General features: G+C 61.5%; 15 protein-coding genes. 8 read left to right on the top strand and 7 right to left on the bottom strand.

What is annotated here, in order from left to right:
* The first annotated feature begins 216 nt into the window (after positions 1 to 216).
* Both INS93_RS06790 and INS93_RS06795 read left to right on the top strand, forming a co-directional pair.
* On the top strand, positions 217 to 1,047 hold the full coding sequence (locus INS93_RS06790) for an undecaprenyl-diphosphate phosphatase (protein ID WP_192980793.1): 831 nt from the start codon (positions 217 to 219) through the stop codon (positions 1,045 to 1,047).
* Entirely contained in the window at positions 1,044 to 1,766 is a 723-nt protein-coding gene (locus tag INS93_RS06795) for a DUF1294 domain-containing protein (RefSeq protein WP_192980794.1), read from the top strand. The genes INS93_RS06790 and INS93_RS06795 overlap by 4 nt, the downstream gene beginning before the upstream one ends.
* Here INS93_RS06795 and INS93_RS06800 read toward each other — a convergent pair.
* Positions 1,752 to 2,105 carry an MmcQ/YjbR family DNA-binding protein gene (locus INS93_RS06800; RefSeq protein ID WP_192980795.1) on the bottom strand — a complete coding sequence of 118 codons (354 nt, stop codon included), beginning with the start codon at positions 2,103 to 2,105 and terminating at the stop codon, positions 1,752 to 1,754. The genes INS93_RS06795 and INS93_RS06800 overlap by 15 nt on opposite strands.
* Before the next feature lie 211 nt (positions 2,106 to 2,316).
* On the opposite strand from INS93_RS06800, the gene INS93_RS06805 reads away from it, so the two are divergent.
* Entirely contained in the window at positions 2,317 to 4,116 is a 1,800-nt protein-coding gene (locus INS93_RS06805; RefSeq protein ID WP_226945384.1) for a diguanylate cyclase, read from the top strand.
* A gap of 68 nt (positions 4,117 to 4,184) precedes the next feature.
* Here INS93_RS06805 and INS93_RS06810 read toward each other — a convergent pair whose 3' ends face one another.
* The 4 genes from INS93_RS06810 to INS93_RS06825 all read right to left on the bottom strand — a co-directional run bounded on the left by INS93_RS06810 (position 4,185) and on the right by INS93_RS06825 (position 11,118).
* Positions 4,185 to 5,573 (bottom strand): efflux transporter outer membrane subunit, encoded by a 1,389-nt coding sequence (locus INS93_RS06810; RefSeq protein ID WP_192980797.1) that lies wholly within the window; start codon positions 5,571 to 5,573, stop codon positions 4,185 to 4,187.
* Positions 5,570 to 8,749 (bottom strand): efflux RND transporter permease subunit, encoded by a 3,180-nt coding sequence (locus INS93_RS06815; protein WP_192980798.1) that lies wholly within the window; start codon positions 8,747 to 8,749, stop codon positions 5,570 to 5,572. The genes INS93_RS06810 and INS93_RS06815 overlap by 4 nt, the downstream gene beginning before the upstream one ends.
* Before the next feature lie 29 nt (positions 8,750 to 8,778).
* Positions 8,779 to 10,017: a multidrug efflux RND transporter periplasmic adaptor subunit MexE gene (gene mexE, locus INS93_RS06820; RefSeq protein ID WP_160018039.1), complete on the bottom strand. Its 1,239-nt coding sequence runs from the start codon at positions 10,015 to 10,017 to the stop codon at positions 8,779 to 8,781.
* A 186-nt stretch (positions 10,018 to 10,203) separates the two neighbouring features.
* Positions 10,204 to 11,118 carry a LysR family transcriptional regulator gene (locus INS93_RS06825; protein WP_100548906.1) on the bottom strand — a complete coding sequence of 305 codons (915 nt, stop codon included), beginning with the start codon at positions 11,116 to 11,118 and terminating at the stop codon, positions 10,204 to 10,206.
* Between the two features lie 218 nt (positions 11,119 to 11,336).
* Here INS93_RS06825 and INS93_RS06830 point away from each other — a divergent pair, with 218 nt between their 5' ends.
* The 4 genes from INS93_RS06830 (at position 11,337) to INS93_RS06845 (ending at position 15,206) form a co-directional block, all read left to right on the top strand.
* Positions 11,337 to 12,359: a zinc-dependent alcohol dehydrogenase family protein gene (locus INS93_RS06830; RefSeq protein ID WP_160018038.1), complete on the top strand. Its 1,023-nt coding sequence runs from the start codon at positions 11,337 to 11,339 to the stop codon at positions 12,357 to 12,359.
* 215 nt (positions 12,360 to 12,574) lie between these two features.
* Complete coding sequence (locus INS93_RS06835; RefSeq protein WP_072424018.1) at positions 12,575 to 13,468, top strand: chemotaxis protein CheV; 894 nt, start codon at positions 12,575 to 12,577, stop codon at positions 13,466 to 13,468.
* A gap of 165 nt (positions 13,469 to 13,633) precedes the next feature.
* Positions 13,634 to 14,137, top strand: coding sequence for a hypothetical protein (locus INS93_RS06840; RefSeq protein ID WP_192980799.1), 504 nt, complete (start codon positions 13,634 to 13,636; stop codon positions 14,135 to 14,137).
* 205 nt (positions 14,138 to 14,342) lie between these two features.
* Entirely contained in the window at positions 14,343 to 15,206 is an 864-nt protein-coding gene (locus tag INS93_RS06845; RefSeq protein ID WP_192980800.1) for an AraC family transcriptional regulator, read from the top strand.
* A gap of 46 nt (positions 15,207 to 15,252) precedes the next feature.
* Here INS93_RS06845 and INS93_RS06850 read toward each other — a convergent pair whose 3' ends face one another.
* Positions 15,253 to 16,458 carry an NAD(P)/FAD-dependent oxidoreductase gene (locus tag INS93_RS06850; RefSeq protein WP_192980801.1) on the bottom strand — a complete coding sequence of 402 codons (1,206 nt, stop codon included), beginning with the start codon at positions 16,456 to 16,458 and terminating at the stop codon, positions 15,253 to 15,255.
* Positions 16,459 to 16,584: 126 nt separating this feature from the next.
* Between INS93_RS06850 and INS93_RS06855 the strand changes: the two genes are divergently transcribed.
* On the top strand, positions 16,585 to 18,084 hold the full coding sequence (locus tag INS93_RS06855) for a PLP-dependent aminotransferase family protein (protein WP_192980802.1): 1,500 nt from the start codon (positions 16,585 to 16,587) through the stop codon (positions 18,082 to 18,084).
* A gap of 33 nt (positions 18,085 to 18,117) precedes the next feature.
* On the opposite strand, the gene INS93_RS06860 is transcribed toward INS93_RS06855, so the two are convergent.
* Complete coding sequence (locus INS93_RS06860; RefSeq protein WP_192980803.1) at positions 18,118 to 19,371, bottom strand: OprD family porin; 1,254 nt, start codon at positions 19,369 to 19,371, stop codon at positions 18,118 to 18,120.
* Between the last annotated feature and the right edge of the window lie 274 nt (positions 19,372 to 19,645).

Here is a 19,645-nt window from a genome sequence, read left to right on the forward strand (position 1 = left end):
GGGCCGCCTCGAAGGGCGCAGAGCAATACTGTCACATCGAGGCATTATTCACTCTAGTTGTCTGATAGCATTTCGGCAGCCCGGCGCAGAACCTGAATGAGTACCGGGCTAGACCGTTGCAAGGAACCTCCATGACGGTTTTGTGTCCCAGGGCCGGGGCCATGCTCCACGTTCTGAGTTTTACGCGTAGGTAGTTGCCGCGCTTTGGGGGATTTGATGGATTTATGGGTGGCCTTTCAGGCCCTGATTCTGGGCATAGTGGAAGGCCTGACCGAGTTCTTGCCGATTTCCAGCACCGGGCACCTGATCGTGGTTGGTGATTTGCTGGGGTTCAATGGCGAGAAGGCGACGGCGTTCAAGATCATCATCCAGCTTGGCGCCATCCTGGCTGTCATCTGGGAGTTTCGAGCGAAGGTACTCGGTGTCGTAATCGGCTTGCCCAGCGACCCGAACGCGCAGCGTTTCACCTTCAACCTGCTGCTGGCATTCATTCCTGCGGTGATTTTCGGCCTGGCCTTCGCCGATCTGATCGAGCATTGGTTGTTCAATCCGATCACGGTCGCCATGGCGTTGATCATTGGCGGCATCATCATGCTCTGGGCAGAGAAGCGCGAGCACGCGATCAAGGCCGAAACGGTCGACGACATGACCTGGAAGCTGGCGCTGAAGGTTGGCTTTGCGCAATGTCTGGCGCTGATTCCGGGTACGTCCCGTTCGGGTGCCACCATCATCGGCGGCCTGGTATTCGGTTTGTCGCGCAAGGCGGCGACCGAGTTCTCCTTCTTCCTGGCCATGCCGACCATGGTCGCAGCTACGGTCTATTCGCTGGTCAAGTACCGCGACATCCTGCAGATGAGTGACTTGCCGATCTTCGCCATCGGTTTCATCAGCACCTTCATCGTTGCAATGATCACCGTGCGCGCGCTGCTCAAGTTCATCACCAGCCACAGTTATGCGGTGTTCGCCTGGTACCGCATCGCCTTCGGCCTGGTGATTCTCGCGACCTGGCAGTTGCACCTGATCGACTGGAGCACGGCGCAGCCGTGATTGGCAACGAGCGCAAGGGGCGCCTGAAAAGCTGGGATGACGCCAAGGGTTTTGGTTTCATCCAGCCGCTCAATGGTGGCGCTGAGGTCTTCGCGCACATCTCGGTGATGCGCGGTGATCGCCGTCCGCAGCCGGGCGACGAGGTGCTGTTCATCGAAGGGCGTGACAAAAAAGGGCGGCCACGCGCCGAGCACTTGCGCCTGGCTGGCGAGCTCAGTCTCGATCGCCAATCGATCCGGCGTAAACCGAAAGCGCCCGGCAAGGCTGTTCCTGCAGCACGCAAGGCTGCTGCCAAACCCGCACTGCGGTCATCCACTCAAGGCTCCATCCACAACGTCTCCAGCAAGGCTGTGGTGCTCGCGTTGCTCTGCCTCCTGCCATTGCTCGGCGCCGTAACTCTGTTCGGCAAGGGGGGGTGGTGGGTATTACCGCTCTATCTGCTGGCCAGCCTGCTGAGTTTCCTGCAGTACTGGCTGGATAAACGCAGTGCCCAGACGGGTGACCGACGCACAGCGGAAAATATGCTGCATCTGGTCGAGCTGGCGGGTGGCTGGCCAGGTGCGCTGATCGCTCAGCAGATGTTCCGGCACAAGACGCGCAAGGCGTCCTATCAGGCCGTTTTCTGGCTGATTGTCGCAGTTCATCAGCTGTTCTGGATCGATCTGCTGTTGCTCGACGGCATCTACGTCGCCCGCCACATACCCTTATTCGTCCAGTAGCAGGCCAGGTTGCAGGCGCTTGGGCAGGCGGCGAACCACCAGTTGATGCGAGCGAGTCAATAGTTGGCGCAGCTCATCGTCGCCCAGCGGCGGCCGGTGAGCGTTCATGCTGATCCAGTAGGCACGAGCCAGGTATGGGGCAGGGCGGATGCCAGGTCGGTCTACATGACCGAGAAACAAGTCGTTATCGACCTTGAAGGCCAGGTCCTCGCCAAGAAAATCGAGAATGGCGAACATCTTGTTGCCGGCCACTGAGAACACCCGGTTGCTACCCCACTTGAGGTCTTCGCGGGCGCCGGGCAAGGCGAGGCAGAAGGCGGCGATCTGATCCGGCGTCATAGTGGGTCTCCTTGCCTGTTTTGAGTGTCCAGGGTGACAGCCTGGGCTGGCCAGTAAAGGCTCCTGGCTTTTTGGCATCTATTAAGCTTGTGCTGAAGCCTTTAGGTCTCTGATCATGCGCCGACCATATCTCGGTCCGCGCTGCCCTCGAAATGTGCTCATGAATCGCCGCCATCGTCTTCGGTTAATCCGCTGGTTGTTGTTGAGTTCGATGATCTGCTCGCTTGGCGCGTGGGCAGACGATCGTGTACTCGATAGTGCGCAGCTGAAAGAGGAGCCTTTGTCACTGACGACATGGGTAGGGCTCCTGGAGGATTCTACTCGTACACTGACGATCGAGACCGCTCGCTCGGCCGAAATGGCCGAGCGCTTCCATCATGAGCGCATCGCAAGCGCGTCGTTTGCTTTGGGTTTCACGCGTTCGGCCTACTGGTTCCGCCTGGCCATCGGCAACAGCAGCAACCAGGCACTGACCCGTTTGCTGGTGGTGGACAACCCGCGCATTTCCCAGGTCGACGCCTACGTGCCGGACGGGCAGGGCGGCTATCGTGTCTGGCGCACAGGTGCTGACCGACCGCAGACTGCCAAGGCCTACGACAACCGCAACTTCGTCTTCGCGCTGCAACTGGCCGCGAACTCGCAGCAGGAGATCTACCTTCGGGTCGAGTCGAGCATTGGCCTGCTGGTGCCGCTGCAGCTCTGGACCGTCGAAGGTTTTCAAGCCTATGCGCGTGAGGACTACATGGCGCGCGCCGGCTACATGGGCATCGCCGTCGCGATGATCCTGTTCAACCTGATGCTGTTCATCGCCCTGCGTGAGCGTATTTACCTGCTCTACGTGACCTTCGTGCTGTGCGCCGTCTGCGCCCTGACCATAAAGAACGGTATGGCGCCACACTGGACGCTGTTCGGCCTGCCGCTCAACTCCAACGTGGCCTATTACTCGGGCGCATCACTGGCGCTGAGCGGCATGCTGCTGTTCATGCGCAGCATGTTGCAGACCGCACGTCTTCTGCCGCGGGTCGACCGCTGGTTGCTGGCGTTGGTAGCGTTGTATCTGATTTCCCCGCTGATCTACGCCGCCGCCCTGGCGCAGGTATCGCGCATAGCCATCGTGATCAATCTGCTGACGGCTTTCGTGATGATGGGCGTGGCCTTGGCCTGCGCCCTCAAGCGTCAGCGCAGCGCCTACTTCTTCCTGGCCGCCTTTGGCCTGCTGATTCTGGGTGGCGCAACCACCACCCTGCGTGCCATGGGCATCTTGCCGACCAATGCCTTTACCGTGGATGGCCTGCAGATCGGCTCATCGCTGGAGATGCTGCTACTGGCCTTCGCCCTGGCCGACCGTATCAACGTCATGCGCCAGGAAAAGCTCCAGGCGCAAGCACGACTTTTGCAAACTCAGGAGCAACTGGTCGAAACCCTGCAACGTTCGGAGCGCGAGCTGGAGTACCGCGTCACCGAGCGTACCGAAGAGCTGCGAGTGCTCAACAGCCGCCTGCAGACGCTGAGCCTGACCGATGCCTTGACCGGTATCGCCAACCGCCGACACTTCGACGAGGTCTTGATCAAGGAATGGCAGCGTGCCCAGCGTGTTGGCTACCCTCTGGCGTTGGCCCTGGTGGATGTCGACTGGTTCAAGGCCTATAACGACCACTACGGCCATCTGGCTGGCGACAGCTGCCTGCAGCAGATTGCACATACCCTGGCTGCGACCATCAATCGCTCCACCGACCTGGTGGCGCGCTATGGGGGTGAGGAATTCGTCTTTCTGGCACCGTCTACCGGCCTCGATGGCGCGCAAAGCATGGCAGAGAAGCTGGTAGAAGCCGTGGCGGCATTGGCGCTGCCGCACGAGCACTCGCCGTTGGGCCATATCAGCATCAGCATCGGCGTCGCCTCGATGCGAAGCGATGCCGCAAGCCCGCCACAAAGCCTCCTGCAACGGGCCGATGCCGCGTTGTATCGGGCCAAGGCGCTGGGCCGTAACCGGGTAGCGAGCGACTCATAAAAAAGCCCCAGAGCATCGAACCCTGGGGCTGAGGAGGGTCGGCATGACGCCGACCGGGGAGAGTGGGTTCAGGCCTGCGGCTGCCAACCGCCACCGAGCGCCTTGTAGATCGCGACGATACCGCTGTAGAGCTCGACCTCCGCCGAGGCCTGGGCATCTTCGGCGGCCAGGCGCTCACGTTCGGCGTCCAGCAGCACGAGGAAATCCACCGTGCCTTCACGATAGCGAATCGCCGCTTGATCCGCCGCCGCGCGGCTGGCTTCGGCCTGGCGCACCAGGGAAACCAGACGTTGCTGGCGCTTGCCGTAGTCGCTGAAGGCGTTTTCCGATTCTTCCAACGCCAGCAACACCTGCTGCTCGTACTGCGACAACGCGCCATCGGCCTCGGCTTCGGCGCCACGCAGGCGCGCCCGCACGCTACCGAGATCGAAGGCCGCCCAGCTGATACTTGGCGCTACACCCCAGGCGCGGGCAGCTGACGAACCCAGCTGCGAGCCACGTCCGGCGGTAAAGCCGAGAAAGCCGGAGAGGCTGACGCGCGGGAACAAATCTGCCGTCGCCACGCCAACCTCTGCAGTAGCCGCCGCCAGTTGCCGCTCGGCAGCCTGGATATCAGGACGACGACGCAGCAGCTCGGCCGGATTGCCGATGGGCAGCGCCTTGGCAATCACCGGCAGGGGTTTTGGCGACAGATCGATCTGCAACTGCTCCGGGCGCTGGCCAAGCAGGGTAGCGATGCGATTCTGTGCACGCACCTGTTGCGCCTGCAGTTGCGGCAGGCTGGCTTCGGTGGCGGCCAGACGTGCATCGGCGCGCAGTACGTCCAGCTCGTTGCCAACACCGGCATCGCGCAACTGCTCGGTGATGGCACGCGAATCCTGCTGATTCTTCAGGTTCTCGCGGGCGATGCTTTCGCGCAGTTGTGCGCCACGCAGGGTTCCGTAGGCATCGACCAGTTCGGCGATCAGGCTGACCTGCAACTGGTAGTAATCAGCTTCGGCCACTTCGATGCGCGCTTCATTGGCTTCCAATTGGCGCTGGATACGACCGAACAGGTCCACTTCCCAGGCCATGTCCAGCCCCAGGTCGTAGCGTTCCTGCCGGATGCGCTCGTCCGTGGTCGGCGGCTGCTGGGCCTTGCCAAACTCGCCACTGGCGCGGCTGGTGACGGTGGGGAAGCGGTCGTTGGCCACGTCATCGCGGATCGCCCGTGCCGCACGCAGGCGGTTGAAGGCCACGCGCAGCTCGCGGTTGTCCTGCAACGAGCGCTGCACCAACTGGTTCAGCGTCGGGTCGTCGAATTGCTGCCACCAGGCGGCTTCGAAACGGCTGCGGTCGTAATCTGCCGCTTCCAGCGCGGCAATGCGCGCTGGGTCGGTCACGGGCGCTCGATAATCCGGGCCGACGGCGCAGGCCGACAGCGCCAGGGTCAGGAGAGCGGGGGCAAAGGCTTTCATGCATGCGACTCCTGCAGACGGGCGGCTTTGCGGGCTTCGCGTTTTTCGACGAAGCCGCGGATCAGGACATAGAACACCGGCGTCAGCAGCAGACCGAAGAAGGTCACGCCGATCATCCCGGAGAACACTGCCACGCCCATGGCATGGCGCATCTCGGCGCCTGCACCGCTGGACAGCACCAGCGGCACCACGGCCATGATGAAGGCGATCGAGGTCATCAGGATCGGGCGCAGACGCAGGCGGCAGGCCTCAAGCACGGCCGCGACACGATCGAGCCCCTCTTCCTGTTTCTCCTTGGCGAACTCGACGATCAGAATGGCGTTCTTGCACGCCAGGCCCACCAGCACGATCAGACCGATCTGAGTGAAGATGTTGTTGTCGAGACCCGCGATGATCACCCCGGCGATGGCGGTGAAGAGCACGATCGGCACGATCAGGATCACCGCCATTGGCAGGCTCCAGCTTTCGTACTGGGCGGCCAGCACGAGGAAGGCCAGCAGCACGCAGAGCGGGAAGATAAAGATCGCAGTATTGCCGGCGAGGATCTGCTGGTAAGTCAGATCTGTCCACTCGAAGGTCATGCCGATCGGCAGTTCCTCGTTGAGCAGTTTGGCGATGGCCGCTTCAGCCTGGCCCGAGCTGTAACCCGGCGCGGCGGCACCGTTGATCTCGGCGGTGAGGAAGCCGTTGTAGTGCATCACCCGATCAGGGCCGGAACTGTCATCGACCTTGACGAAGGTCGACAGTGGCACCATCTCACCACGGTTGTTACGCACCTTGAGCTGACCGATCTGCTCCGGCTCCAGGCGGAATTGCTGGTCGGCCTGGACGTTGACCTGGTAAGTGCGGCCGAAACGGTTGAAATCGTTGGCGTACAGCGAGCCCAGGTACACCTGCAGGGTGTCGAAGATATCGCTGATGGCCACACCGTGGGTCTTGGCCTTTTCGCGGTCGATGGCGGCATCGACCTGCGGTACGTTGACCTGATAGCTGGTGAACACCGACATTGGGTTCAGCTCCGGCAACTGGCGGGCCTTGTTGAGGATGTTCTGGGTCTGCGCGTACAGCTCTTCATAGCCCAGGTTGCCTCGATCCTGAACTTGCAGGCGGAAGCCGCCAATGGTGCCCAGGCCCTGTACCGGCGGTGGCGGGAAGATGGCGAGGTAGGCCTCCTGAATCTCACCGAACTGGCCATTGAGCTCTGCGGCAATGGCGCCGGCAGACATGCTTTCGTCCTTGCGCAGACTGAAGTCCTTGAGGGCGACGAAGACGATGCCGCTGTTCGGGCTGTTGGTAAAACCGTTGATCGACAGGCCGGGAAAGGCAATGGTGTTTTCCACACCCGGATGTTTACCGGCAATTTCGCTCATGTGCTTGATCACTGCTTCGGTGCGATCGAGCGTCGCGGCGTCCGGCAACTGGGCGAAGGCCACCAGGTACTGCTTGTCCTGCTGCGGCACGAAACCGGTCGGAGTGCTGGCGAAGCCCAGGTAACCGAGCACCAGCAGGCCACCATAGACCAGCATGGCGATGCTGCTGCCACGTAGCACACGGCGCACAGTGCCGACATAGCGGTTGCTGGCGCGCTCGAACATGCGGTTGAACGGAGCGAACAGCCAGCCACCGAACAACTTGTCGAGCCAGCGTGAGAAGGCATCCTTCGGCGCGTTGTGATCCTTGAGCAGGATGGCGGCGAGTGCTGGCGACAGGGTCAGCGAGTTGATCGCCGAGATCACCGTGGAAATCGCGATGGTCAGTGCGAACTGCTGGTAGAACTGGCCCGAGAGCCCCGAGATGAAAGCAGTCGGCACGAATACGGCGCACAGTACCAGGGCGGTGGCGACGATAGGGCCGGTCACCTCCTTCATGGCCTGCCGAGTGGCCTCGACCGGCGATTTGCCAAGAGCGATATTGCGCTCGACGTTCTCCACCACGACGATGGCGTCATCCACCACGATACCGATTGCCAGCACCAGGCCGAACAGCGACAGGGCATTGAGCGAGAAGCCGAACATGTGCATCACCGCGAAGGTACCGATCAAGGACACCGGCACGGCAGCCAGGGGGATGATCGAGGCACGCCAGGTCTGCAGGAACAGCACCACCACCAGCACCACCAGCACAACGGCTTCGAGCAGGGTGTGCACCACCGCCTCGATGGAGCCGCGGACGAAGATGGTCGGGTCATAGACGACTTCGTAGTCCATGCCTTGCGGAAAGGACTTCTTCAGTTCGGCCATGCGCTCGCGCACCGAGTCGGAAATCTCGATGGCGTTGGAGCCGGGTCGCTGGAACACCGGGATGGCGACCGCCGGCTGGTTGTTCAGCAGCGAGCGCAGTGCGTACTGATTGGAGCCCAGTTCGATGCGGGCAATATCGCGAAGACGCGTGATCTCGCCGTTGTCGCCGACGCGGATGATGATGTTCTCGAACTCTTCCTCGGAGACCAGGCGGCCCTGGGCGTTGATCGACAGTTGGAAGCTGTTGCCTGCATCGGAAGGCGGCGCGCCGAGGGCACCGGCGGCGACCTGACGATTCTGCTCACGAATGGCGGTGACCACGTCAGTGGCGGTCAGCCCGCGCGAGGCCACTTTGTTCGGGTCGAGCCACACGCGCAGTGAATAGTTGCCCATGCCGAACAGCTGTACGTCGCCCACGCCGTTCAGGCGCGCCAGCTCGTCTTTGACGTTGAGCGCGGCGTAGTTGGACAGGTAGAGCATGTCGTAGCGCTGATCCGGCGAGGTCAGGTGCACCACCATGGTCAGGTCCGGGGAGGCCTTGTCCACGGTCACACCGAGACGCTGCACTTCGGTGGGCAGTGTCGGCATGGTGCGGGTGACGCGGTTCTGCACCTGTACCTGGGCATTGTCCAGGTCGGTGCCGAGGGCGAAGGTCACGGTCAGCGTCAGGCGGCCGTCGATGGTCGACTGCGACGACATATAGAGCATGCCTTCGACGCCGACGATGGCCTGTTCCAGCGGCGAGGCGACGGTTTCACCGATCACCTTGGGGTTGGCACCCGGGAAGTCGGCACGCACCACGACGGTGGGAGGCACCACTTCCGGGTATTCGCTGATCGGTAGCTGGAACAGCGAGATGGCACCGCCGATCAGGATCAGCAGCGACAGCACCGCGGCGAATATCGGCCGCTGGATGAAGAATTGCGAGAAATTCATGAGTCTTTCCTCTAGTCGCGCGGGCTTGATCAGCCGCGCGGCGAGCGAGCTTCGATTTTGTCGGCGGCGATGCGCGGGGCCTGGCTACCATCGACGGCCTGGCGCATACGGGCCAGTTGTTCGAGGGTGCTGTCATCGGCCATGGACACCGGTTGCGGATCGACGGTGGAGCCAGGCATGGCGCGCTGCAGGCCGTTGACCACGATCTTCTCGCCCTTGCTCAGGCCGCTGCGGACGATGCGCAGACCTTCAAGCTTCGGCCCCAGCTCGATGGAGCGATAGGCCACGGCGTTGTCGTCACCCAGCACCAGCACGTACTTCTTGCCCAGGTCGGTACCGACGGCTTCGTCCTTGATCAGGGTGGCAGCGTAGGGCTTGCTGCCCACCAGCTTCAGACGGGCATACAGGCCCGGGGTGAAGCGGCCATCCTGGTTGTCGAACACGGCGCGGCCGCGAATGGTGCCGGTGCGCGGGTTGACCTGGTTGTCGAGAAAGTCCAGTTGGCCCAGGTGTGGATGGTCGGTCTCATCGGACAGACCGAGGTACACCGGGCTGGCACCACGGGCGTCGGAGCCGGATTCACGGGCCAGCTCGACATACTTGAGGAAGGCACGTTCATCGGCATCGAAGTAGGCATAGACCTTGTCGGTGGAGACCACCGAGGTCAGCAGGCTCTCGCCGGCTCCGACCAGGTTGCCTTCGGTGATTTCGGCGCGGCTGACGCGGCCGTCGATGGGCGCGGTGATGCGGGTGAAGCTGAGGTTGAGGCGGGCGTTTTCCAACTCGGCGGCGATTGCGGCGACCTGAGCCTGTGCTTCGGTGGCGGCGCTGGCACGAGCATCGGCCAGTTCGGCGGAGATGGCGTTGCTTTGACGCAGACGCTCACCACGGCGTGCTTCGTTGGCGGCGCGGGCCTGGCCGGCGCGGGCCTGTTGCAGCTGGGCTTCGAGGCGTTTGACTTCCGCCTGGAACGGACGCGGGTCGATCTGGAACAGCAGATCGCCTTTTTTCACCAGGGTGCCTTCGTCGAAAGCGACCTTGTCTATGTAACCGGAAACGCGCGGGCGGATTTCGACGGACTGCGGCGCTTCGAGACGCCCGGTGAACTCGTCCCACTCGTTGATCGGCTGTTCGATGACTTCGGCGACGCTGACCTTGGGAGCGGGCATTTGCGCCTGAGTTTGCGCAGCCTGTTCGCACCCGCTGAGTGCGAGTACACCGGCGAGGGCCAGGGGGAATATCCAGATGTTCTTGTGCTGCTGTTCCATGGGTGACTCCGCCAGTCGGATTTGTGGATTGGCGGAGTCTGCGACGAGTATTGAAGGGCTACGAATCGAATGCCATGAATTTGAATATCATCGGGAATGATAAACGACGCACTTATATCAATTTCGATCTACGAAGGTGCGCCAAGGTTCCTGGCGGCACCTGGATGGTGCGTTTCCGGATGTTTGTCAGAGGCTGTCTGGGTCGCCGCAGAACATCTGGATGCGTGAGCGCAGCCAGCGCTCGGCTGGGTCGTTGTCCTGGGCGCCACGCCAAGCCATATGCAGTTCGTAGGTTTGCGCCTCTAGCGGCAGATCCTCGGCGCGCAGGCCGCCGGCTGCGGTCAAGGCGGCTGCAGTGTAGTCCGGCACGCTGGCGACGATATCGGTTTCCGCCAGCAGAGTCGCCAGGCCGTTGAACTGCGGAACGGCCAATACGATGTGGCGCTCGCGTCCAAGCTTGGCCAGTTCGTCATCGATGAAACCGGTTAGGTCTCCGGCGAAGGAGACCAGCGCATGGGGACGTGCACAGAAATCGTCAAGGCTGAGCGCGCCGGGTACGGTGTCGGCGCGCAGCAGCTTGGCCTTTGTGCGACGCAGCACCTTGCGCTTGGCGTTGGCCGGCAGCTCTTCGGTGTAGGCCACGCCCACCGAAATCTCACCAGATGCCAGCAGGCCGGGCATCATCAGATAGTTGGTGCGGCGAATCACCAGCACCACGCCCGGCGCTTCTGCGCGCAGGCGTCGGAGCATAGCCGGCAGCAGGGCGAACTCGACGTCGTCGGAGAGGCCGATGCGAAATATAGCTTTGCTGGTCGCGGGATCGAAATCGGCGGCGCGGCTGACAGCGGTGGAGATCGAGTCAAGCGCCGGCGAGAGCAGGGCAAAAATCTCCTGCGCGCGCGGTGTCGGTTCCATGCTGCGACCGGTACGCACGAACAGGGGGTCATCGAACAGGGTACGCAGGCGAGCAAGCGCCGCACTGATGGCGGGCTGGCCGAGAAACAACTTTTCCGCGGCTCGCGTCACGCTACGCTCGTGCATCAGGGTCTCGAAGACAATCAACAGGTTCAGATCGAGGCGGCGCAGGTCGTTGCGGTTCATCCGGGTACCATTCGAGGGATACGGGCCTTGTCAGCACGGCGCTGCAAATGAGAGCCTTTGCCCGGGCAATAGTACGGGCAGTGTGTAGCGGATTGAAAGTCGCTGAATCACTGACAGGCATGAAGACTATCGATAGAGTCTGATAGTGTCGCCGCCGCACAGCGGATAGAGTCCACAGTCATTGAAGTGTTAATCCGCGATCAAGCTCGAGGTAAGCGATGTCCCGCATGATCCGTTTTCATAAGTTCGGCGATGCCGATGTGCTCCAGTACGAAGAGGTTCCGACCCCTGTGCCCGGCCCTGGCGAAGTCTTGGTGCGCGTTCAGGCCGTCGGCCTGGGCTGGAAAGACGTGCTGTGGCGTCAGAACCTGGCGGCCGAGCAGGCCAAGCTTCCAGCCGGTACCGGTTTCGAACTGGCCGGCACCGTTGCGGTGCTGGGCGAGGGCGTGAACGACTTCGAAGTCGGCACCGCCGTTGCAGGTTTCCCGGCGAGCACGCCGAACCGTTACCCGACCTGGGGTGATCTGGTGCTGATGCCCAGCCATGCCCTGACCCGTTATCCCGACGTTCTCAGCCCGGTCGAGGCCAGTGTTCATTACACCAGCCTGCTGTTCGGCTACCTGGCGCTGAACGATCTCGCTCACCTCAAACCCGGCCAGCATGTGCTGATCACCGAGGCCAGCCACTGCATGGCACCACAGACCGTGCAACTGGCCAAGGCGCTGGGTGCCAAGGTCATCGTTTCCACCAGTTCTTCGGAGGATCGCGAGTTTCTGCGTGGCCTGGGTGCCGACAAGGTGATCGCCACCGAGGAACAGGACCTGGTCCTGGAAGTCGAGCGCTACACCGAAGGCAAGGGTGTCGAGGTGATTCTCGACCAGTGTGCCGGCCCGCAGATGAAGCTGCTGGGTGATATCGCCGCGCCGCGCGGCAAGCTGATCCTGTATGGCATCAATGGCGGCAACGATACGGCTTTCCCTGCTTGCGCCGCATTCAAGAAGCACCTGCAGTTCTTCCGTCACTGCGTGCTGGATTTCACCGGGTGCCCGGAGCTGGGTATCGAGCCGAACAATGATGCCGTGCAACGCGCGCTCACGCACATCAATCAGATGACTGCGGACCGCCTGCTGACGCCGGTGATCGACAAGGTGTTCGACTTCGAAGATTTTGTCGAAGCGCATCGCTACATGGAAACCTGCCCGAACCGCGGGCGAGTGGCCCTGAAACTGGCCACGGATTAGGCTCTGTACGAAAAGTGCCTGCGCTCGGTGATGCTGCGTTAATAACAGGCTCAGAATGCTCATTTACAGCACGTAAAGTCGTGCGCGACCCCGGCCGTTCTTCGCCTGTTTTTGCCTTGCCTGACCTTCGCTCGACGACTTTTCGCACAGACCCTAAAGTCCTTGGCCATGCGGTCGCTATAACCTAGGTCTACGTTCGTTCTAAGGATAGGTACATGAGTCTGGTTACCGGCGACGCGCTATCGCTGTTGTTGTTTCGTTTGCATAGCGGCCGCCTGCTGGGGATCAACCTGCTCAAGGTCAACGAGATCATTCCCTGTCCAGCCTTGACCAAGCTGCCCAATCGTCACCCCAACGTGCGCGGCATCGCCACCTTGCGTGGCGCCGCGATGACGGTGATCGATCTGGCTCGCGCCATCGGCGAACGCGGTGCGGCTGACGAAGACGACGGCTGCCTGATCGTCACCGAGTTGAGCCGCTCGCGTCAGGGGCTGCACGTGAAAAGTGTCGAGCGTATCGTGCAGTGCTCCACCCGTGACGTGCGTCCGCCACCTGCCGGGGCCGGTAATCGTGCCTTCATTACGGGTGTGACCCAGATCGATGGCGCCATCGTGCAGGTTCTCGATATCGAGAAGGTACTGCACGACATTGCACCTGCGCTGGAGGAAGCCCCCGTCGGGCAACTGCTCGACGGCCAGGATGCCCGCTTGCTGCAAGGTCGCCGCGTGTTGCTGGTCGACGACTCGCAAGTCGCGCTGCAACAGACCCTCAACGTACTGCGCCAGCTGGGGCTCGATTGCACGGCGGTACGCAGTGCCCAGGCTGCTCTGCAGCAACTGCACGAATACCATCAGGCTGGCATGCCATTCGAGCTTCTGGTCTCGGACATCGAGATGCCGGAGCTGGATGGCTACAGCCTGGTTCAGGAAATTCGTCGCAGTCCCGATATTGCCGACACTTACGTGCTGCTGCACACCTCGCTGGACAGCACCATGAATACCGAGAAGGCGCGTTCGGTCGGAGCCAACGCAGTACTGACCAAGTTTTCCTCGGTCGATCTCAGCCAGGCACTGCTCGATGCCTTCCGGCAAATGAGCGGGCAGCACTGAGCCCGCCACTGCAACCCCTTGCCGCTTGGCGGCAAGGGGTTGCCTCGCTTCCTTTCTAGTCGATTATAAAATTCAATACTTTCAATTGGTTAAGCGCGCCTCATGAGCTGGCATGCGCTTTGAATCAGTGCGCCTGGCAATTGCAACTCAGTCAAGGAGCACGGCATGAGCACGATTGGAGGTATTGGCAGTTACGGTGGCATATCCCTGACGGGATTTCGCAACAAGCAGAGTGAAGAGCAGGGCGAGCTGGCCCAGTTGGCGCGCAATGTCGAGAAGACCACGCGCACGGCGAACGCCGAGTCTGAACGCGAGTTCCGCGCCAGGCAGGCTACTGAGGAGGGCTTTGCTCGTTTGCGCGTCGCCCTGCAGAACGCGTCGGATGGCAAGGTCGAGACATCAGTCAGTTCAGGGCGCGTTGAAAAGCCACTGGGAGATGAGGGTGGTAACGCCGCGCTGGAGGCTTTCAAGGCCTACATGGCGATGACTCCGGCCGAGAAGATGCGCGACAGTATCCTCAAGGAAATAGGCATGACAGAAGAGGAGATCGAGGCGCTGCCACCTGAGCAGCAGAAGGCAGTCGAAGAAGAAATTGCCCAGCGCATGGAGGAGCGAGCCAAGATGCAGGCCCAGTCAGAAGACAATGGTCATTCCTATGGGCTGGTCTGATCGGCGTGCGCCTTGTTGGATGGGTAGTTCAGGGTTGGGCCTGTAAAAACCGTGATGTAAATCACGGATGATTCTCCGTCCTGGTGAATGACCGTTGGAATTTTCATGGGTTTAACTGTCTATCAATCGACGACGGTTCAACCCATGGGCTCTAACCGGTTGAGCTTTCACCAACGTAGAGAATCTTTATCAGGTCGTTACCAATATGGATGTTCTTTCCGAGTTCTTCGAGCGCACGAGCCTGCAAGGGCGACTGTTATTCGCCGGCCCGGTAGACGGTACCCTGGTGCTGGATAAGCCCCCTGGCATGGCATTCATCCACGTGATCGAGCGAGGTGCACTGGATATGGTGCACGCCGACAAGCCTCGTATCGCGATCAGTGAACCCAGCGTTCTGTTCTGTCCCAGCACCTGCTGCTACAAGCTGCGAGCGCACCAGCCCGGCGGCGTGGATCTGATCTGCTCCTCGTTCCAGTTCGGGCGTTCGGGGCAGCAGCCGTTTCCGCTGGGCCTTTTGGAAACCCTGGTGTTTCCGCTGAGCGCCCTCGAGCAGCTCGGGCCGGTGATCGGCTCACTGGTCAACGAATTCCGTACACAGGCACCCGGCCGGAGCAAGGCGTTGAACCTGCTGTTCGAATACGTGTTCGTCCTGCTGGTGCGCCGCGCGGTGAACGAAGGGCGCATAACCAGCGGCCTGCTTTATGCGCTGCAAGACAGTCAACTGGGGCCCGCGCTGATCTGCATTCACCAGGAACCCCAGCTGGCCTGGAGCGTCGAGCGTCTGGCAGCGTTGGCGAAGATGTCGCGTACCAAGTTCGCAGCGCTGTTCTCTGAGGTCATGAGCATGACGCCCATGGCCTATGTGACGGCCTGGCGCATGAAGGTGGCGCAGGACCTGCTGCGTGAGGGGAAGCCGATCAAGGTGATCGCCGATGCTGTGGGCTACGCCTCGCAGGCGTCGTTCTCGCGCACCTTTGCCCAGCAGGTCGGGCAACCGCCAGGCGAATGGTTGCGGACTGAAGGGGAGGACCCGCCGGCGAAGCTGCAGGTGCAGATTTACCGCGATTGAGCGTGACATGCCCAGGGCAGCCGACGCCCTGAGCATGTCTCATCGATCAGGCGACGACCGGAATCAGCGGGTCGGCGGCTGCCAGGGCGATCTCGCGCTTGGCCTCCGGCGGGTAGATCCACTGGGTGTTGATCTGCATTTTCAGCTCTTTGCCTTCCTTGCCGGTCAGCACCACCTTGCGCTCCCAGCCTTCGGTGAACACAGCGCCCCAGGCGCCCAGGTCCAGGCAGGTGACGTACTTGGGTTGGCTGTAGGGAATCGGCTCGACACCCAGCAGATCGGCTGCCGCGTTATTGCCGGAGGAGCGGCCGAGAGCGATGGCGTGCTGGCAGGTCATCAGTGCGTGGTTGCCAAGTTCATCCACCGCGGCATAGGCGGTATCGCCGGTGGCGTAGATGGCGTCCTGACCGAGTACTTTCAGGTTACGGTCGACGTGCAGGCGGCCAAAGGCGTCGCGCTCGCCATCGATCTGCTGCGTCAGCGGCGAGGCCTTAACCCCGACGGTCCAGACTACGGTGCTGGCTTCGATACGTTCGCCGTTGTCGAGCTGGACGCCATGCTCATCGACTATCGACACCGGGCTACCGAGCTTCCAGGTCACGCCCAGTGTGTCACTGGCTTCGGCGATCACCGAGGCGATCTGCTCGCCCATGATGCTGCCGACCTGTTTGCCCATGTCGACGACAATCACCCGCACATCGGCTTCTTTACCCAGAATGGCGCGCAGCCGCGCCGGCATTTCCGTGGCCGTTTCGATACCTGTGAAACCACCTCCGACCACCACCACGGTGTTACGAGCCTGGCTGGACGGTTTGTCGTGTAGGCTCTGCAGATGGGCTTCAAGTTTCTGCGCCGACTCCAGGCTGTCGACATCGAAGGCGAAGCGGTCGATACCGGCCAGTGGAGGCCGGGCGACCTGGCTACCAGAGGCCAGAATCAACCGATCGAAACTCAGTTCGGCCTGGGCGCCGCTCGCGTCACGGTAGACCACTCGCTTGCCTGCGGCATCGATACGCGTAGCGCTGCCCTGGACGAACTGCACGCCGACTGCATCGAACAACGGGCCGAGTGGGGCAACGGTGGTGGCCAGGTCGCTTTCATAGAAACGCGGGCGTACGCGCAGTTCCGCTTGCGGAGCGAGGAGGGTAACGGCGACGTCCAGGCGCTGGTGCTGGTCCAGCAGGCGAACGGCGCTCAGCGCACTCCACATACCGCCGAAGCCGGCACCGATGATCAGGATCTGCTGTTTCATATCGTGAATTCCCATAGTCGTTGAAGAAAAGAAGTGTTGGCTGGCTACGGGATCGATTGTGTGGTTGTTTTGGATCAAGGTATTGATCCAGTATCTGCAAAAATAACTAGTCCACTTCGAGGCCCTATGCCACTCGATAAAACCCCACCGCAAGTGGTCTTTCTGCCGCTGGGAACGCCGGAGGAGGGAGTCAGCCTACAGGCATGGCTATACGAATCGCTGCGCCGCGCGATTCTGGGTGGGCGCCTGCCCGCTGGCAGCAAGCTGCCCAGTACTCGCTCCATGGCCGAGTACTACGGCTTGGCGCGCGGGACGGTGCAGGCTGCCTATCAGCAACTGCTTTCCGAAGGCTATCTGCAAGCTCGGACCGGCAGTGGTACGCGCGTCAGCGAGGTATTACCGGACCCGACGCTGAACGCGGGATACGTTCGGCGCAAGGTGGTGGCCGAGGTGGAAGAGAAGCGCACAGCACCTGACACGCCTTGGCTGAGGCGTCTGGCCGAGAACGAGCCCATCTTCTCTCGGCGAACGCTGCCAACCGGCGTGCGCCCGTTCTTTCCTCACCGTGGCGATATCAACGCCTTTCCCATCGACCTGTGGCGCAAGTTGCACACGCAGCAGTTGCGCAGTTCGCGCCTGACGATGCTGCTCGACGCCGACCCGGCAGGCTTGCCCGAGCTGCGTGAAGCCATCGCCGGCTACCTGGCCATCGCTCGCGGGGTACAGGTTTCGCCGGAGCGCATCCTGGTGCTCGGCAGCGTGCAACAAGGCCTGGATATCTGCCTGCGCTTGCTGGCACCAGGCGACTCTCAGGTGTGGATGGAAGATCCGGGTTATCCCGGCGCACGGCAGTTGATGGACATCTCTGGTGTGACGCGAGTGGACGTTTCGGTGGATCAAGCAGGCTTGCGAGTGGAAGAGGGCATACGTTCGGCGCCTGGTGCACGACTGGCCTACGTCACACCTTCACGCCAGGCACCACTGGGCGGTGAGTTGTCGCCTGCACGCCGCCTGGCCTTGCTGAAGTGGGCGACGGAGCAGGGCAGTTACATCTTCGAAGACGACTACGACAGCGAGTACCGTTTCATCGCCAAGCCCATTCCAGCGTTGCGCTCCATGCCGGGTGCCGAGCACTCGGTCATCATGGCCGGGACCTTCAGCAAACTGCTGTTCCCCTCGATTCGCCTGGCCTATCTGGTGCTGCCTGAGCATCTGATGGAGAGTTTCACCCGTGCTTCGGCACTAATGTCGCGCCATGCCAACAGCCTGGCGCAGGCCGTGCTGGCCGACTTCATCCATGAGGGGCATTTCGACCGCCATGTGCGGCGCATGCGCAAGATCTACGCATCACGTGCCGACGCCTTCGCCGAAGCTGCGCACAAGCATTGGCAAGGGCTGATCGAGGTGCCGGAAATTCGTGCTGGGATGGATATCGCCTGTCGTTTGCAGGTAGAGACCGAACAGGATGTTTTTGGCCGTCTGCAGGCTGCCGGTATCGACGCGCTGCCACTGGCGAGTTACTGCGTCAAGCCGCGAGGGCCGGGACTGGTAATGGGCTTTGCGCCCTATGAGGAACGGGCCATCGAGGATGCTACCAGGGCCGTTGCGCAAGCTCTGCGTGGTTGAGAACTGCCCCGGCCAAGGCCGGGGCAGCGACCATCAGAGGATACTCAGCGGGTATTCGACAAAGGCACGAATCTCGTTGAGATCCGGCCCTACGTCGGTGCTGGAACGGTAGATGGAGTTACGCAGGCGCAGATGCAGATCCTTGGCCGCGCCACTCTGGAAGGTGTAGCCGATCTGGTTGAAGATCTCGCGTTCGGTACCGTTGTTGTCGCTACCGGTATCGATGTTGTCACCACGTACGTAAGCGAACTTGTAGCGCAGACCCGGCACGCCGTACTCGGCGAAGTTCAGCTCGTAGCTGGCCTGCCAGGAGCGCTCGTCCTTCAGGTTGAAGTCCGAGTAGTAGGAGTTGGCCACATAGATGCTTCCGCCGCCGTCGCCATAATCTTTGGCAAATCCGGCATCGCCGCTGTTGCGCTGGTGAGCGACGATAAAGGCATGGGCGCCAATGCTGTATTTGGCCGCCAGGCTCCAGATGGTGTTGCGGTCACCTTTACCATCGCCGCCGTAATCCAGGGCTGCCACGGAACCGGTGTCGTACTTGGTGCGATAGATGTTGAAGTCGAAATTCAACGCCTGTTCGGCGGCCAACACCAGGTTGTAATTGACGTTGGCGTAATAGCGTTTGTACATGTCCTCAAGGTCGGCGTGATAGAGCGCCAGGCTCAGATCGTCGCTGACAGCGTAGCTGCCACCGAGCACGTCGATGCTCTTGAGTCGGTTGGGATCGCGTGCCGAGTCACCCATCGGGCTGTCAGCAGTGAAACGACCTGCATTCAGTTCCAGGCCTTCAATTTCGTTGCTGGTGACCAGCGTGCCGGTGAAAGACTGTGGCAGCAGACGAGTGTCGTCATGGGCCAGAACCGGCAGGGAAGGGAACTGGTTGCCGTACTTGATCACGGTATTGGAGATGCGCAGCTTCACCGCACCGCCTGCCTGGGACAGCTCGTCCACTGGGCGACCTTCGCTGTCGGTATCGAAGAAGGGGCGATAGTTGCGGCCGCGGCCACTGTCGAGCTTGACCCCGAGCAGGCCGAAAGCATCGACGCCGAAGCCGACGGTGCCCTGGGTAAAACCGGACTCGAAGGTAGCGATGAAACCCTGACCCCAGGTCTTCGCATCGTTGGTGTTGTCTTTGAAATCACGGTTGAAGTAGGCATTGCGCAGCAACAGATCGAGGCTGGCGTCCTCGACGAAACCATTGGCTTCGGACTGGCTGCTGGCGTGGGCCAACTGCCCGCCAAGCGCGAGGCCGCAAGCCAGCGCGAGACAGTGCTTCTTGTGCATGAGTGCTCCGGTGTTGGTATGTTTTCTTGTCAGGCCTCGCATCGAGACAAAGCCCAGTCCAGACGGACCGCTCATAGATACCACCGAGACGGCGCAGGCACTACTGAAGGTGGTCGATGGTCACTATCGACTTCTTCGATGAGGGCTTGGCAGTGAGCGGGGGTAGGCTTCTCCCCGATGAAGATTCCAGGGGTGGCGGCTTTTGCATCTCTCCCGCAAGCCGACACTCTGGCTCCACTTCATCTCCTTTGGTTAAGACGACTTGTGGCCGCCT

The sequence above is a fragment of the Pseudomonas sp. EggHat1 genome, assembly GCF_014892995.1.
Classification (GTDB): Bacteria; Pseudomonadota; Gammaproteobacteria; order Pseudomonadales; family Pseudomonadaceae; genus Aquipseudomonas; species Aquipseudomonas chaetocerotis.

What these genes read in the sequence shown, in the direction of transcription:
- INS93_RS06815 (WP_192980798.1), bottom strand. Translation starts at nt 8,749, where the DNA reads ATGAATTTCTCGCAATTCTTCATCCAGCGGCCGATATTCGCCGCGGTG.
- INS93_RS06805 (WP_226945384.1), top strand. Translation starts at nt 2,317, where the DNA reads ATGATCTGCTCGCTTGGCGCGTGGGCAGACGATCGTGTACTCGATAGT.
- INS93_RS06840 (WP_192980799.1), top strand. Translation starts at nt 13,634, where the DNA reads ATGAGCACGATTGGAGGTATTGGCAGTTACGGTGGCATATCCCTGACG.
- INS93_RS06860 (WP_192980803.1), bottom strand. Translation starts at nt 19,371, where the DNA reads ATGCACAAGAAGCACTGTCTCGCGCTGGCTTGCGGCCTCGCGCTTGGC.
- INS93_RS06855 (WP_192980802.1), top strand. Translation starts at nt 16,585, where the DNA reads ATGCCACTCGATAAAACCCCACCGCAAGTGGTCTTTCTGCCGCTGGGA.
- INS93_RS06835 (WP_072424018.1), top strand. Translation starts at nt 12,575, where the DNA reads ATGAGTCTGGTTACCGGCGACGCGCTATCGCTGTTGTTGTTTCGTTTG.
- INS93_RS06800 (WP_192980795.1), bottom strand. Translation starts at nt 2,105, where the DNA reads ATGACGCCGGATCAGATCGCCGCCTTCTGCCTCGCCTTGCCCGGCGCC.
- INS93_RS06850 (WP_192980801.1), bottom strand. Translation starts at nt 16,458, where the DNA reads ATGAAACAGCAGATCCTGATCATCGGTGCCGGCTTCGGCGGTATGTGG.
- INS93_RS06845 (WP_192980800.1), top strand. Translation starts at nt 14,343, where the DNA reads ATGGATGTTCTTTCCGAGTTCTTCGAGCGCACGAGCCTGCAAGGGCGA.
- INS93_RS06810 (WP_192980797.1), bottom strand. Translation starts at nt 5,573, where the DNA reads ATGAAAGCCTTTGCCCCCGCTCTCCTGACCCTGGCGCTGTCGGCCTGC.
- INS93_RS06790 (WP_192980793.1), top strand. Translation starts at nt 217, where the DNA reads ATGGATTTATGGGTGGCCTTTCAGGCCCTGATTCTGGGCATAGTGGAA.
- INS93_RS06830 (WP_160018038.1), top strand. Translation starts at nt 11,337, where the DNA reads ATGTCCCGCATGATCCGTTTTCATAAGTTCGGCGATGCCGATGTGCTC.
- mexE (WP_160018039.1), bottom strand. Translation starts at nt 10,017, where the DNA reads ATGGAACAGCAGCACAAGAACATCTGGATATTCCCCCTGGCCCTCGCC.
- INS93_RS06825 (WP_100548906.1), bottom strand. Translation starts at nt 11,118, where the DNA reads ATGAACCGCAACGACCTGCGCCGCCTCGATCTGAACCTGTTGATTGTC.